Source organism: Micrococcus sp. 63XJN7_8_ISO-PGPR-S23-253 (genome assembly GCF_056173425.1).
This window is the reverse complement of sequence record NZ_CM149673.1, coordinates 1942815-1957167: the sequence shown is the minus strand read 5'-3', so window position 1 is coordinate 1957167 and position 14353 is coordinate 1942815. Positions and strand designations below refer to the sequence as shown.

The 14353-nt window shown below is 74.4% G+C and carries 11 protein-coding genes; 4 read left to right on the top strand and 7 right to left on the bottom strand.

Going from position 1 to position 14353, the window contains the following annotated elements:
- Positions 1–21: 21 nt before the first annotated feature.
- The 4 genes from AC0VX4_RS08985 to AC0VX4_RS08970 form a co-directional block, all read right to left on the bottom strand.
- Positions 22–1080: a hypothetical protein gene (locus AC0VX4_RS08985; RefSeq protein ID WP_475464283.1), complete on the bottom strand. Its 1059-nt coding sequence runs from the start codon at positions 1078–1080 to the stop codon at positions 22–24.
- 199 nt (positions 1081–1279) lie between these two features.
- Positions 1280–2620, bottom strand: coding sequence for an NADP-specific glutamate dehydrogenase (gene gdhA / locus AC0VX4_RS08980; RefSeq protein ID WP_049158701.1), 1341 nt, complete (start codon positions 2618–2620; stop codon positions 1280–1282).
- 157 nt (positions 2621–2777) lie between these two features.
- The gene (locus AC0VX4_RS08975) at positions 2778–3836 is read right to left on the bottom strand and encodes an aldo/keto reductase (RefSeq protein WP_475464282.1); all 1059 of its coding nucleotides are present in this window, start codon (positions 3834–3836) and stop codon (positions 2778–2780) included.
- Positions 3837–3911: 75 nt separating this feature from the next.
- The gene (locus tag AC0VX4_RS08970; RefSeq protein ID WP_475464281.1) at positions 3912–5129 is read right to left on the bottom strand and encodes a glycosyltransferase family 4 protein; all 1218 of its coding nucleotides are present in this window, start codon (positions 5127–5129) and stop codon (positions 3912–3914) included.
- A gap of 160 nt (positions 5130–5289) precedes the next feature.
- Between AC0VX4_RS08970 and AC0VX4_RS08965 the strand changes: the two genes are divergently transcribed.
- The gene (locus AC0VX4_RS08965) at positions 5290–6654 is read left to right on the top strand and encodes a cell division protein PerM (protein ID WP_475464280.1); all 1365 of its coding nucleotides are present in this window, start codon (positions 5290–5292) and stop codon (positions 6652–6654) included.
- A gap of 10 nt (positions 6655–6664) precedes the next feature.
- On the opposite strand, the gene AC0VX4_RS08960 is transcribed toward AC0VX4_RS08965, so the two are convergent.
- Complete coding sequence (locus tag AC0VX4_RS08960; RefSeq protein ID WP_036382019.1) at positions 6665–7102, bottom strand: hypothetical protein; 438 nt, start codon at positions 7100–7102, stop codon at positions 6665–6667.
- Positions 7103–7124: 22 nt separating this feature from the next.
- Between AC0VX4_RS08960 and purN the strand changes: the two genes are divergently transcribed.
- On the top strand, positions 7125–7688 hold the full coding sequence (purN, locus tag AC0VX4_RS08955; RefSeq protein WP_475464279.1) for a phosphoribosylglycinamide formyltransferase: 564 nt from the start codon (positions 7125–7127) through the stop codon (positions 7686–7688).
- Here the strand turns inward: purN and AC0VX4_RS08950 are convergent.
- Positions 7675–9096 carry an MFS transporter gene (locus AC0VX4_RS08950; RefSeq protein WP_119217526.1) on the bottom strand — a complete coding sequence of 474 codons (1422 nt, stop codon included), beginning with the start codon at positions 9094–9096 and terminating at the stop codon, positions 7675–7677. The genes purN and AC0VX4_RS08950 overlap by 14 nt on opposite strands.
- Positions 9097–9215: 119 nt before the next feature.
- On the opposite strand from AC0VX4_RS08950, the gene purH reads away from it, so the two are divergent.
- Together purH and AC0VX4_RS08940 are read left to right on the top strand one after the other, a co-directional pair.
- The gene (gene purH, locus AC0VX4_RS08945; RefSeq protein ID WP_475464278.1) at positions 9216–10907 is read left to right on the top strand and encodes a bifunctional phosphoribosylaminoimidazolecarboxamide formyltransferase/IMP cyclohydrolase; all 1692 of its coding nucleotides are present in this window, start codon (positions 9216–9218) and stop codon (positions 10905–10907) included.
- A 469-nt stretch (positions 10908–11376) separates the two neighbouring features.
- Entirely contained in the window at positions 11377–13599 is a 2223-nt protein-coding gene (locus tag AC0VX4_RS08940; protein ID WP_475464277.1) for an NADP-dependent isocitrate dehydrogenase, read from the top strand.
- A gap of 156 nt (positions 13600–13755) precedes the next feature.
- Here the strand turns inward: AC0VX4_RS08940 and AC0VX4_RS08935 are convergent, their stop codons facing one another.
- Positions 13756–14349 carry a methylated-DNA--[protein]-cysteine S-methyltransferase gene (locus tag AC0VX4_RS08935; RefSeq protein WP_049158687.1) on the bottom strand — a complete coding sequence of 198 codons (594 nt, stop codon included), beginning with the start codon at positions 14347–14349 and terminating at the stop codon, positions 13756–13758.
- Positions 14350–14353: the final 4 nt, after the last annotated feature.

The window sequence follows — 14353 nt, the reverse complement described above, 5'->3', positions numbered from 1 at the left end:
GGCCCGTGGGACGGCCGTGGATCAGACCGAGCGGGGGACGCCCGCGGCGGTGAGGATCCGCGCCAGCCGGTCCGGCCGCAGGAGGTCTCCCCACGTCCAATGCGCGCCCGCCCGGGTGACCAGCTGCAGGGCCACCTCCCGTTCCTTCTCGCGGCGGATGCTGGCGCGGCGGGCCGTGTCGTCACCGTCGAAGAACGACAGGTCGTACTTGCCCAGCCCGTCGAACTCCCCGTACACCCGCACCTGCTCCCACCAGAAGTCCGTGCGGGCCACCTCGCGTCCGTTCGCATCCCGGTGGCGATGCTGCAGCGCCGTGGGCGGGACGAAGCCGAGCTCGTGGAGGATGGCCCGGCTGTAGGACTCGCCGGCGGATTCCGCCCGCGCGTCCGCGAAGTGCCAGGCCCGCTCGAATCGGCGGAGGGCGGCCGCGGATCCGAGTCGGCTCTCCGCCTGCCTCGCCCAGCGTGCGGCCTCCTCGGGTCGGGCTCGGACGAGCGCGTCCAGCGGGGCCACGGCGTCGCGGAACGGGGTGGCCGCGCCGAGGACCAGCAGCACCGTGGGCAGCGGATCCGCCAGGACGGTCCCCAGGCTCTGCCCGTCCGACAGGACGGCCTCGACCAGCTGAGGCGCGCCGTGGGCCGCCTCCGGCAGCCCCCACCGGGGTCGGCGGCGTGGCGGGACGGGAAGCCGGCGGTCATGGGCCACCAGGGAGGGGGCGAAGGGACGGCGGGTCAGCGGACCGGCGCCGTGATGCCCGGGTGAGGGGGCGCGCAGCTCGAGCGCGGGCGGTTCGACGGCCGGCCCCAGACCGTGCAACCGGGCCGCGGTCAGGCCCGTGAACACCGTCTCGGGGCGGGCGATCGAGAGGGCGACGGCGGACACGACCGCCCTGTCCCACGGACGCAGCGCGGCCCAGTCGCCGGCCGTGATGTAGACGCGCGGGCAGAGCCGCACGAGGACCCCGCGGGTCCAGGCGCGTTCGAGACGGCGCCGCGCCGCCCCGTCGTGGGGGTCCGCCGCGCTGAGCAGGGGACCGCGTCCCGGGAGCAGTGTCCGCGCGTGGTCGGAGAGCAGGGTCATGCGGCCCAGTGTCGTGGGCCCGCCCGGGGCGCGCGGGGTCGGCCGCGCCGGACGGTGGAGGGCACCCGACGTCGGGGGGCCTGTGCAGGAGTCGGGTGCCCTCGAACGACCGCCGCCCTGCGACATCACCGCGCGTCAGAACGGCGGTGATGTCGCAGGGCGGCGGCGGATCACGGAAGGGGCCGGACCGGGCCGGACCTCAGACCACGCCCTGGGCGATCATCGCGTCGGCGACCTTGATGAACCCGGCGATGTTCGCCCCCGCCACGTAGTTGCCGGGGGTGCCGTACTCCTCGGCGGTCTCCACGCAGCGGTCGTGGATGTCGCGCATGATCTGCTCGAGCCGGTCGTGGGTGTAGTCGAAGTTCCACGAGTCCCGCGAGGCGTTCTGCTGCATCTCCAGCGCGGACGTCGCCACGCCGCCCGCATTGGCGGCCTTGCCCGGGCCGAACAGCGTCCCGGAGTCCACGAACAGGTGGGAGGCCGCCTCGGTGCAGGGCATGTTCGCGCCCTCGGCCACGGCCTTCACCCCGTTCTTCAGCAGGGTCCGGGCGGCGGACTCGTCGAGCTCGTTCTGGGTGGCACACGGCAGGGCCACGGTGCCCTCGACGTCCCAGACGCTGCCGCCGCTGACGTAGCGGGACCGCCCGCCGCGGCGCTCGGCGTACTCGGAGATACGGCCGCGCTCGACCTCCTTGATCTGCTTGAGCAGGTCCAGGTCGAGGCCGTCCGGGTCCACGATGTAGCCCGAGGAGTCGGACGCGGTGAGCACGGTGGCCCCGAGCGCGGCGGCCTTCTCCGCGGCGTAGATGGCCACGTTGCCGGAGCCGGAGATCAGCACCTGCTGGCCGTCCATGGACTCGCCGCGCGTGCGCAGCATGGAGTCCACGAACATCACGGCGCCGTAGCCGGTGGCCTCGGTGCGGACCAGCGAGCCGCCCCACGTCAGGCCCTTGCCGGTGAGGGCGCCGGCCTCGAAGCGGTTGGTCAGTCGCTTGTACTGGCCGAACATGTAGCCGATCTCGCGGGCGCCCACGCCGATGTCGCCGGCCGGCACGTCCGTGTGCTCACCGATGTGGCGATGCAGCTCCGTCATGAAGGACTGGCAGAACCGCATGATCTCGCGGTCGGACTTGCCGGCGGGGTCGAAGTCCGAGCCGCCCTTGCCGCCGCCGATCGGCATGCCGGTGAGCGAGTTCTTGAAGATCTGCTCGAAGCCCAGGAACTTGACGATCCCGAGGTACACGGAGGGGTGGAAGCGCAGGCCGCCCTTGTACGGGCCGAGCGCCGAGTTGAACTCCACGCGGAACCCGCGGTTGACCTGCACGACGCCGGCGTCGTCGATCCACGGCACGCGGAAGATGATCTGGCGCTCCGGCTCGCAGAGGCGGTGCATGACCCCGGCCTCGACGTACTGGGGGTGGCGCTGCACCACCGGTCCCAGTGCCTCGAACACCTCGGACACCGCCTGGTGGAACTCGGCCTCGCCGGGGTTGCGCGCGAACACTTCGTCGCGCAGGCTCTCCAGAGACTCATTCATGGTGTCCTCCTCGGACGTCGGGATAAAGACGCCCCGCGGTGCCCCCGCCGTGGCGCGCCGCGGTCGGAGGAGGCCGCGGTGCCTGACGCCCATCCTGACAGGGAGCGCGCTCTGTTACCGACATGAGACGCGGGCCACCCCGGGCCCCGCGTTCGGCTCAGCGCGGCGGCGCCGCCTCGGTGTCGATGCTGGCCTGCTGGCTCTCGCTGTAGCGCGGGCCCGCCACGGTCGCGTCATTGACGAGGGCGTCCAGGCGGGCGACGTCGGCCGGGGTCAGCCGCACCTCGTGCGCGCCCCGGTCCTCGAGCCAATGCTCCCATGAGGTGGTGCCCGGGATCGCCAGGACGTCCTCGCCCTGGGCCAGGACCCAGGCGACGGCGAGCCCCGCCGTGCTCGTCCCGAGCCGGACGGCCTCGGCCGAGAGCGCCTCGCGCAGCGTCAGGTTGGCCTCGTAGTGGCCCTCGGCGAAGCGGGGCAGCCGGTGCCGCAGGTCTCCCGCGTCCAGCCGGTCCAGCCGCGGCGGCGCGTCCGTGAGCAGGCCGCGACTGACGGGGGAGAAGGCCACGAAGGCGGTCCCGTGGCGGCGGCATGCCTCGAGCACGCCCCCTTCGGGGTTGCGCGTGGCGAGGGAGTACTCGGACTGCACGGCCGCGATCGGGTGGACGGCCACGGCCCGGGTCAGGGTGGCGGCCGAGACCTCGGACAGGCCGATCGCCCCGATCTTGCCGTCCGTGACGGCCTCCGCGAGCGCCCCCACGGACTCCTCGACGGGGACTTCCGGGTCCAGCCGGTGCAGGTAGTACAGGTCGATCCGGTCCTGGCCGAGCCGGCGCAGGGAGGCGTCCACGTGCGCGCGCAGCGTCTCCGGGCGGCCGTCGATCCGCCGCTGCCCGTCCCGCACGAGCCCGCCCTTGGAGGCGAGCAGGACGCGCTCGCGGACGTCCGACCCCGCCCGTGCGAGCGCGCGCCCCACGAGCTCCTCGCTGCGGCCGCCGCCGTAGAGGGTGGCGGTGTCCAGGTGGTCGGTGCCGTCGTCCAGCACGCGGGTGAGCAGATCGACGGCGGCGTCGTCGTCGAGGAACCCGGAGTAGCCGTGCACGATGTTCATGCACCCGAGGCCGACGGGGTGCACGTCCTTGCCGGCGAGGCGGCGAGGCGCGGCGGGATCGGGCAGGGGGCCGGGCTCGGCGGGGCGGGGCTGCGGGGTGGCGTCCATGCCCGCCACCCTAGCCACGGCTCCGGACGCGAGACCCGGACCGCACGGCGCCCGCACGGCGCCCGGCCCGGGGGGTCAGCCGAACACGCGCGCGGCCAGCAGCGACGGCGCCGTCAGCAGCCGGCGGGCCAGCTCCACGCGGCGGCGCTCCTGCACCGCGATCGCCTTCTCGTAGTAGCCCATGAGCTGCTCGCACAGCACCGGCCAGGTCCGGCCCTGCACCGACGCCCACGCCGCGTCGGCGAACGCGGCCCGCTTGACGTCGTCGTACACGAGGTCCGCGACGTGGCGGCGCAGCTCGTCCAGCTCGCCGGGCGGGTAGAGCCAGCCGGTGCGGGAGGCGTCCACGATGTCGAGGGGGCCGCCGCGGCCGACGGCGACGACGGGCACGCCCGAGGCCATCGCCTCCTGCAGCGTCTGGCCGAAGGTGTCGGACTCGCCGGGGTGCACGAACAGGTCCAGGCTGGCCACGTGGCGCGCGAGGTCCTCGCCCCCCTGGAAGCCGGCGAAGTGCGCGCCGGGCAGCTCCCGCTCGAGCTGTTCGCGCAGCGGCCCGGAGCCGATGACCACGAGGCGGGTGCCCGGCAGGTCCGAGAGCACCCGCAGGTCCCCGACCTGCTTCTCGTGCGCCAGCCGCCCCACGAAGCCCACGAGCTTCTCGCCGTTCGGGGCGAGCTCGGCGCGCAGCGCCTCGTCCCGCTTGGCGGGATGGAATCGGCGGGAGTCGACGCCGCGGCCCCACAGGTGCACGCGTCGCACCCCCTGGCGGTGCAGCTGCCGGACGGTGAACGACGACGGCGCGAGCGTCAGCGTGGCCATGTTGTGCAGGCGCGCCACGTGGCTCCACAGGACGTCCTCCAGCCACGGGGCGCCGTACCGGGCCGCGTAGCCGGGGACCTCGGTCTGGTAGACGGCCACGGAGGGGATGCCGAGCTCCTCGGCCGCCTGCACCGCGCGCCAGCCCAGCACGAAGGGGGAGGCGATGTGCACCACGTCCGGGGCGAAGTCGGCGAGCATGCCGCGCAGCCGGCCCACCGTGCCGGCGGCCACCCGCACGGAGGCGTACCCGCTCAGGGGCACGGAGGGCAGGGTGCGCACGGGGAAGCCCTCGACCTCGCGGGGGGCCTCACCGGCGCCCGCGCGTTGGGTCCACCCGGCGGACCACGAGGCAGCCGGGGCGACCACCATCGCCTCGTCGCCCCGCTCCCGCAGGTGGCGCAGCACCTGGAGGATGGAGTGGGTGACCCCGTTCATATGGGGCAGGAACGATTCGGCGACCACGACGACACGCACGTGGCCGACGCTAAGGACCCCGGACCACGGCCGGGACACCCGCCGACGACGGCCCGGTGACCCCGCGGTGAACTCTCGGGGCGCGTGACGGTCGTCGCACCGGCCCGCGCGGCCCGCCCCCGTCCAGGCGCCGCCCGGAGTCGGGTGGCACCATGGACGGGTGAGTTCCCGCCCCGCTGCGCCCCGTCTGCTGCGCCCCGTCCCCCTGCCGCTGTGGCTGCAGGGGGTGGTCGAGGCGCTCGTCACGGCGATGATCAGCCTGCTGGCGGTCATGGTCCCCACCCTCGCGGTGTGGGCCACGGGCGGGTTCGAGCGGCCGACCATCGAGGGCGCCGTCCAGGTGGGCGGCGTCCTGTGGCTGGCCCTGCACGCGGTGCCCGTCACCGTGGCCACGGCCATGCCCACCGCGCCGGATCACCTCATCACCGGCACGGCGTGGCTCGTGCCGTGGGGCCTGACCCTGGTCCCGCTCGCGCTGTCCTGGCGGGCCGGCCGGCGCCTGGCCCGCGCGTCCTACCGGGACCAGGCGTGGCAGGCCTTCGTGGGCGCGGTGGGGGCCTACGCCCTGGTGGGGCTGGCCGTGGCGTTCCTGCCCGGCACGGACGAGCTGACGGCCCACCCCGCCCCGGCGGCGCTGCTGCCCGCCCTGCTCTTCGGCGTCGCCGCCCTCGCGGGGGCGCGGCGCGAGGCCGGCACCTGGGCGCACCTGATCGGCCTGGACCTCACGGAGCGGATCTCGCGGCGCTCGCAGTACGAACGCTGGGCCGGCTCGTACGCGTGGTCCGTGGTGCGCGCCGCGGCCGTCGCCGTGCTCGCCCTGACGGGCCTGAACGCGCTGCTCGTGGCGGGGCGGCTGGCCGTCGAGTGGGCCGCCGTCGTCACCGTGGCCCAGGCGATCGGGGGCGGCCCGCTGGGCGGCCTGCTGGTGGCGCTGCTGCAGATCGGCTGGCTGCCCACGTTCACCGCGTGGTCGATCGCGTGGACGGCGGGCCCGGGGTTCTCCGTGGGCGCGGACAGCCTCTACTCCGTGTTCGGCGCGACGCCGGCCACCGCGCCCGCCCTCCCGGCGCTGGGTGCGCTGCCCGGGACGTGGTCGCCGTGGCAGCTGCTCCTGCTGGCCGTGCCGATCAGCGCCGGCGTCGTGGCCGGCGTGTGGCTGCTGCGGGAGGGGGAGAACCACCTCGACGACTGGCTGCACACCCGCCACGGCAGCCGCGCGGTGTCCCTGACGCTGTCCACGCTGGCCCTGGCCGTGCTCACCGGACTGCTCACGGGGCTGCTGCTGCTCGCGCCGCTGGCCCTCACCTCCGGGACGCTCGGGCTCGGCACGCTGACGGACATCGGCTCCCACGTCTGGGCGGTGTGCGCCGCCGTCGCCGGGTGGGTCGCGCTGGGCTGCGCGGCCGGCTACCTCACGGCCCTGGCCGTGACCGGGCACCGGGACGGGACGACGTCGGTGCCGCGGTCCGGCGACCGCGCCTCGGGCCCGCGCGACCGGCCGTCCCCCCGCCGGGCGCGGGACTGACGCCCGCGGCTCAGGGCCGCAGCTGGGGCACCCCCGTGCGCTCCTCCACCTGACGGGTGAACTCGTCCGCGCACGCCTGCTGTGCCCGCACGGTGAGCGCGGAGGCGCTGCACTGCTCGAGCTGGACCGTCGCGTCCCACGCGAGCAGCGGCAGCGCCGCCGTCGTCATGCCCATCAGCGCCATCGCCATGCCGGCGGACGCCACCGCGCGGGGCAGTCCCGAGCGCTCGGCGCCGCGGCTCGTGACCCACACGCGCACGCCGAGCACGAGGGCGACCAGCCCCAGCGCGAGGGCGATCAGCTTCCACGGCAGCACGAGGGAGAAGGAGAGCACCATCCCCAGCAGCGCCACGGACTGCCACAGCAGGGCACGGCCGGTGCGGACGCGGCCGGGGTCCGGGGCGCCCTGTGGCGGGCGGGGCGGGGAGGAGGGAACGGGGGCGGACACCCCCTCACCCTACGATGGGCGCATGCGCATCGTTGCCCTCGTCTCCGGTTCCGGCACCAACCTGCAGGCCGTCCTCGACGCCGCCGCCTCCGGCGCCCTGGACGTGGAGATCGCCGCGGTGGGCGCCGACGTCGCCGACGCCGGCGGTCTGGAGCGCGCCCGCGCCCACGGGATCGAGACGTTCGTGGTGTCCCCGAAGGACCACGCGGACCGGCGCGTGTGGGACGAGGCGCTCGCGGACGCCGTCGCCGCCTACGCGCCGGACTGGGTGGTGTGCTCCGGGTTCATGCGGATCCTGGGCGCCCCGCTGCTCGAGCGGTTCGACGGCCGCATCCTCAACACCCACCCGGCCCTGCTGCCCTCCTTCCCGGGGGCCCACGGCGTCCGGGACGCGCTGGCGCACGGGGTGAAGGTCACCGGCTGCACCGTGCACGTGGTGGACGCGGGCGTGGACACCGGCCCGATCCTCGCGCAGGCCGCGGTGCCCGTGCTGGACACGGACACCGAGGCCGAGCTGCACGAGCGCATCAAGGTCCAGGAGCGGGCCCTGCTGCTGCGCGTGCTCGGCGAGCTCAGTCGGCGCTGACCTCGAGGGCGCGGCCGCGGGTCTCCGGGGCCAGCGCCAGCATCGCCGCGCAGGCCAGGACCACGAGCCCGCCGGTGACGGCGAACGCCCCCGGCAGCCCGAGGGCGGGGACCAGCGTGCCCACGAAGAGCAGCGGACCCAGGCCCGCGCCCACCCGCGAGGCCGCCGACGCCCAGCCGAAGCCGGAGGCGCGCAGCGTCGTCGGGTACAGCTCGGAGACGTACGTGTAGAGCACCGGGATCGCGACCTGCACCACGAAGCCGAACGCCAGCACGAGCGGCAGCACCGCGGCGGGCACGTCCAGCACGCTCGCCAGCCAGACGGTCAGGGCGCTCGCGACGACGGCGCTGACGGCCAGCAGCCAGCGGCGGCCGGTGACCTCGATCAGCGCGGTGGCCACGACCACGCCGAGCAGGCCGGCCGCGGCCATGCCGGAGGTCATGATGAAGGCGCGGCCCTCCGCGTAGCCGGCGTCGATGAGGAACGTCGGCAGCCACTGCAGCGCGATGTAGTAGACGAGCATGATGGCCACGAACAGGGCCCAGGCGACCGCGGTGATGCGCGGGGAGAACCGCCAGACCGCGGCGAGCTGCGCGCCGACGCCGCCGGAGCGGGCCGGCTCGGCCGGGGGCATCGTGTAGGGCCGGCGGGGCGCGCCGGTGGCCGCCACCAGGCGGTCGATGACGGCGCGGGCCTGTGCCTCGCGGCCCCGGCTCATCAGGAACAGCGGGGACTCGGGGATGCCCAGGCGCACGACGAACACGAGCAGGGCCGGCAGGACCATGGCCAGCAGGGGCAGGCGCCAGTCGCCCCACGTGCCCACGAGCCAGGCGGAGACGAGACCGCACAGCGCGGCGCCGACGGGCCACCAGCCGTCCATCGCGGCCAGGACGCGACCGCGCAGCCGGCGCGGGGTGAACTCGCCCACGAGCGCGTAGTCCACGGGGATCGTGCCGCCCAGGCCCATGCCGGCCACGAACCGGAACAGCGCGAACCACAGCAGGGAGTCGGTCAGCGCGCCCGCGATCGTGAACACGGAGAAGATCGCCAGCGTCCACGCGAACGCCGCCTTGCGGCCGATGCGGTCCGCGATGGTGCCCCACAGGAACGCGCCCACGGCCATGCCGATGAGGTTGGCGGTGCCGATCCACGCGGCGTCGGCCTTGTCCAGGGCCCACTCCTCGCGCAGCAGCGGGATCATCACGCCGTTGAGCGTGACGTCCCACGCGTCGAACATGAAGCCCAGGCCGCCGATCAGGAAGATGCGGCCCTGGACGGACCAGCGCCACGGCAGCTCCTGGACGACCGCCTCACCGGTGGGCAGGGTGGCGTCGGGGGCGACGACGTCGGGCGCGGGCCCGGGGTGCGCGCCGTCGGCGCTGGGGCGGGGTGGGGTGGCGGAGGACATGGTCGGCTCCCGTTCGTCGGGTGGAGTGGGGGCGGTCCGTCACGCGGACGCCTGGGCCATTATGCGGCCCGGCCTATGCTGGGGGACACACCCGGACCCCCTCGAAGGAGCGCCCCCTCGTGACCTCTGCCCAGCCCATCCCCACCGTCCTGGACACGGTGCCCCTGAAGCGGGCCCTGATCTCCGTGTACGACAAGACCGGCCTCGAGGAGCTCGCCACCGGGCTCCACGCCGCGGGCGTGCAGATCGTCTCGACCGGCTCCACCGCCCAGCGCATCGCCGCCGCCGGTGTGCCCGTCACCGAGGTCGCCGAGGTCACCGGGTTCCAGGAGTGCCTGGACGGCCGCGTGAAGACGCTGCACCCGCGCGTGCACGCGGGCATTCTGGCCGACCGTCGTCGCGAGGACCACGTGACCCAGCTGCGCGAGCTCGAGGTGGAGCCGTTCGACCTCGTCGTCGTGAACCTCTACCCGTTCGTGGACACCGTGAACTCGGGCGCCGCGGAGGACGCCGTCGTCGAGCAGATCGACATCGGCGGGCCGTCCATGGTGCGCGCGGCCGCGAAGAACCACGCGTCCGTGGCGATCGTCGTGGACCCGGCCCGCTACGGCGAGGTCGTCCAGGCCGCCCAGTCCGGCGGCTTCGACCTGCGCGCCCGCCGGCGCCTGGCCGCCCTGGCCTTCGCCCACACCGCGGCGTACGACAACGCCGTGGCCGCCTGGACCGCCGCCCACTTCGGCGAGGACACGCACGCCGACGAGATCCCCGTATTCCCGCCCTACGCCGGCTTCTCCCTCGAGCGCGCGCAGATCCTGCGCTACGGCGAGAACCCGCACCAGCCCGCGGCGCTGTACCTGGACTCCTCGGCGGCCCCCGGCATCGCGCAGGCCGAGCTGCTGCACGGCAAGCCGATGAGCTACAACAACTACGTGGACGCCGACGCCGCGGTGCGCGCCGCCTTCGACCACCCGGTCCCGGCCGTGGCGATCGTCAAGCACGCCAACCCGTGCGGCGTGGCCGTCACGGACGCGGGCACGGACATCGCGCAGGCGCACGCCAAGGCCCACGCGTGCGACCCGGTCTCCGCGTTCGGCGGCGTGATCGCGGCCAACCGCCCCGTCACCGCCGCCATGGCCGCCCAGGTGAAGGACGTGTTCACGGAGGTCGTCGTGGCCCCGGCGTTCGAGCCCGAGGCCCTGGAGATCCTCTCCGCCAAGAAGAACCTGCGCCTGCTGAGCCTGCCCGAGGGCTTCCTGCGGGACGCGGTGGAGGCCAAGCAGGTCTCCGGCGGCATGCTGCTGCAGATCGCGGACGCGGTGGACGCGGACGGCGACGACCCGGCCACCTGGACCCTCGCCGCCGGCCCGGCCGCCGACGAGGCCGTCCTGGCCGACCTGGCCTTCGCGTGGCGCGCCGTGCGCGCGGCCAAGTCCAACGCCGTGCTGCTGGCCCACGACGGCGCCACGGTCGGCGTGGGCATGGGCCAGGTCAACCGCCTCGACTCCTGCCGCCTGGCCGTCGAGCGCGCCAACACCCTGGGCGCCGCGCAGACCGGCGGGCAGGACGTGACCAGCGCCGGCGGCGCGGAGAACGTCTCCGGGGAGGGCGCCCCCGAGCGGGCCCGCGGGGCCGTGGCCGCCTCGGACGCGTTCTTCCCGTTCGCGGACGGGCTGCAGATCCTCATCGACGCCGGCGTGAAGGCCGTCGTCCAGCCGGGCGGCTCCGTCCGGGACGAGGAGGTCGTGGCCGCGGCCGAGGCCGCCGGCGTGACCCTGTACCTGACCGGGGCGCGCCACTTCTTCCACGGCTGAGCGCGGCGCGCCGCCGCCGGACGGGGGCCCGGACCGGGCCCCCGCGACCCCCACGAGGTGACGAGGCGATGACCCGCCGCGAGGTCGAGCTGCTGCGCGCTGTTCCGGCTCCCGGACAAGTCGACGGCGGTCCACGTCGTCGCGGCGATGGAGACGGGCCAGCAGTCCGACCTGGTGCGCAGGCTCCAGGACGGTCAGGTCCAGGACCTCGTCGCCGAGCTGCGGGTCGCGGGCCCGCCGGACCGGCCGTGCCGCCGTCGTCGGGGGGCGCCCCCGCCGACCCGACGCCCCCCTGGTACCCGGGCGACCCCGCCGGGCCCGGCGAGGGCACCGGCGACGGCCGGGGCGCTGACGCCGAGCCACACACGGTGTGGCGCGTCCGAGGCGCCGGGTAGATTGGCGGGGAGTCACCCGTTCCCTGCCGACGAGGGCCGCGTCTCGAGTGCGGCCAGAAGGAGAGATCATCCGCATGTCGAAGATCATCTACACGCTCACGGACGAGGCGCCCATGCTGGCCACCGCGTCGCTGCTGCCGATCGTGCGCGCCTACGCGGGCACCGCCGGCGTGGAGCTGGAGACCCGTGACATCTCGCTGGCCGGCCGCATCCTCGCCGCGTTCAAGGACGTCCTGCCCGAGGACCAGCGCACCGCGGACGCCCTCGCCGAGCTCGGCGAGCTCGTGAAGTCCCCCGAGGCGAACGTCATCAAGCTGCCGAACATCTCCGCCTCCGTGCCGCAGCTGCGCGCGGCGATCAAGGAGCTGCAGGCGCACGGCTACGCGCTGCCGGAGTACCCGGACGAGCCGAAGACCGACGAGGAGAAGGACGCGAAGGCGCGCTACGACTCGGTCAAGGGCTCCGCCGTGAACCCGGTGCTGCGTGAGGGCAACTCGGACCGCCGCGCCCCGAAGGCCGTGAAGGCGTACGCCAAGCGCTTCCCCCACTCGATGGGCGAGTGGACCCCGGACTCCAAGACCGCCGTCGCCACCATGGGCGCGGACGACTTCCGCGCCAACGAGCAGTCCGTGACCCTGCCGGCCGCCGACGTGCTGACGATCGAGTTCACCGGCGAGGACGGGGAGACCACCGTGCTCAAGGAGGGCCTGAAGGTCCTCCAGGGCGAGGTCGTGGACGGCACGTTCATGTCCGCCAAGGCCCTGGACGCGTTCCTCGCCGAGCAGGTCAAGCGCGCGAAGGAGGAGGGCATCCTCTTCTCCGCGCACCTGAAGGCCACCATGATGAAGGTCTCCGACCCGGTGATCTTCGGCCACGTCGTGAAGGCCTACTTCTCCGAGCTGTTCGAGAAGTACGGCGAGCAGCTGGCCGCCGCCGGCCTGTCCGCGAACAACGGCCTCGCCGCGATCGAGGGCGGCCTGGACAAGCTCGACGCCGAGACCGCCGAGGGTGTGCGCGCGGCCATCGCCGCCGCCTACGAGAACGGCCCGGACGTGGCCATGGTGAACTCCGCCAAGGGCATCACCAACCTCCACGTGCCCTCCGACGTGATCGTGGACGCCTCCATGCCCGCCATGATCCGCACCTCCGGCCGCATGTGGAACAAGGACGACCAGACCCAGGACACCCTGGCCGTCATCCCGGACTCCTCCTACGCCGGCGTCTACCAGGCCGTGATCGACGACTGCAGGGCCAACGGCGCCTACGACCCCACCACCATGGGCACCGTCCCGAACGTGGGCCTCATGGCGCAGAAGGCCGAGGAGTACGGCTCGCACGACAAGACGTTCATCATGGATGCCGCGGGCACCGTGGCCGTGAAGAACTCCGCCGGGGAGACCCTGCTCTCCCACGACGTCGAGGCCGGCGACATCTGGCGCGCCTGCCAGACCAAGGACGTCCCGGTGCGCGACTGGGTGAAGCTGGCCGTGACCCGCGCCCGCGCGTCCCAGACCCCGGCCGTGTTCTGGCTCGATGAGACCCGCGCCCACGACCGCGAGCTCATCAAGAAGGTCGAGGAGTACCTCAAGGAGCACGACACCGAGGGCCTGGACATCCGCATCCTCTCCCCGGTGGAGGCCGCCAAGCTCTCGGTGGAGCGCATCCGCCGCGGCGAGGACACCATCTCCGTGACCGGCAACGTGCTGCGTGACTACAACACGGACCTGTTCCCGATCCTCGAGCTGGGCACCTCCGCGAAGATGCTCTCGATCGTCCCGCTGCTCAACGGCGGCGGCCTGTTCGAGACCGGTGCGGGCGGCTCCGCCCCGAAACACGTGCAGCAGCTGGTGGAGGAGAACCACCTGCGCTGGGACTCCCTCGGTGAGTTCCTCGCGCTGGCCGTGTCCTTCGAGCACGAGGCGGTCGCGAACGAGAACCACCGCGCGCAGGTCCTGGCGGACACCCTGGACGCCGCGACGGGCACCCTGCTGATCGAGGGCAAGTCCCCGAAGCGCAAGGTCGGCGAGCTGGACAACCGCGGCAGCCACTTCTACCTGGCGCTGTACTGGGCCCGCGAGCTGGCGAAGCAGACCGAGGACGCCGAGCTGGCGGCCGCGGCGAAGCCGATCGCCGAGGAGCTGGAGGCCCAGGAGGAGACCATCCTGGCCGAGCTCAACGGCGTGCAGGGAACCCCGGTGGACCTGGGCGGCTACTACGCGCCGGAGCTGGAGAAGGTCACCTCGGTGATGCGCCCGTCCGCGACGCTCAACGCGATCGTGGACAAGCTCTCCGTCTGAGCGTCTGAGCGTCTGAGCGCCTGGGGGCCGGGTCGCGTGCGTGGAGCGCGCGGCCCGGCCCCTTCTCGTGCCCGCAACGCGGGTTGAGTCATCACGGGTGTTCGGCCCACGGACCCGTGATAACTCAACCGGCGTTGCCGGGGGCGTGGGCGGCGGTCAGCCCGCGTGGGCCGCCTCGTGGGCCAGCAGGGCCTGCTTCGCGGCGGTGCCGTAGAGGTAGTGGCCGGCGGCGCCGTCGGCGCGCACCACCCGGTGGCAGGGCACGACGACGGCCACCAGGTTGGCGGCGCACGCCCCGCCGGCGGCGCGCACGGCCCGCGGGGTCCCGCACCGCTCGGCCAGGCCGCCGTAGGTGGCAGGGGAGCCGGGGGCGATGCCGCGCAGCTCCCGCCACGCCCGCTGCCGGAACGCGGTGCCCGGCTGGGTGACGTCGAGGGCGTCCAGCGCGGCGACGTCCCCTGCCGCGTAGGCCGCCAGGGCGTCGACGACCGGCTGCGACACGCCCGGGTGGGGCTCCACCGGGCGCGGGTTCATCTCGCGGTCCGCGGTCGTCGGGTCCAGGGCCTCGAGCCGGTCCATGAGCGTCTCGAGGAGGCGCCCGATCGCGGCGGCGGGGGGCTCCGAGTCCTCCGGCACGGCCACGCCGGAGGCGCGCACCGTCTGGTCCTCGGGGGAGAAGACGGCCACGAGGGTCAGCTCGGTGGCGGGCAGGGCGGCGGCGGTCCAGCGCAGCTCGGGAAGCAGGTCCATCCCC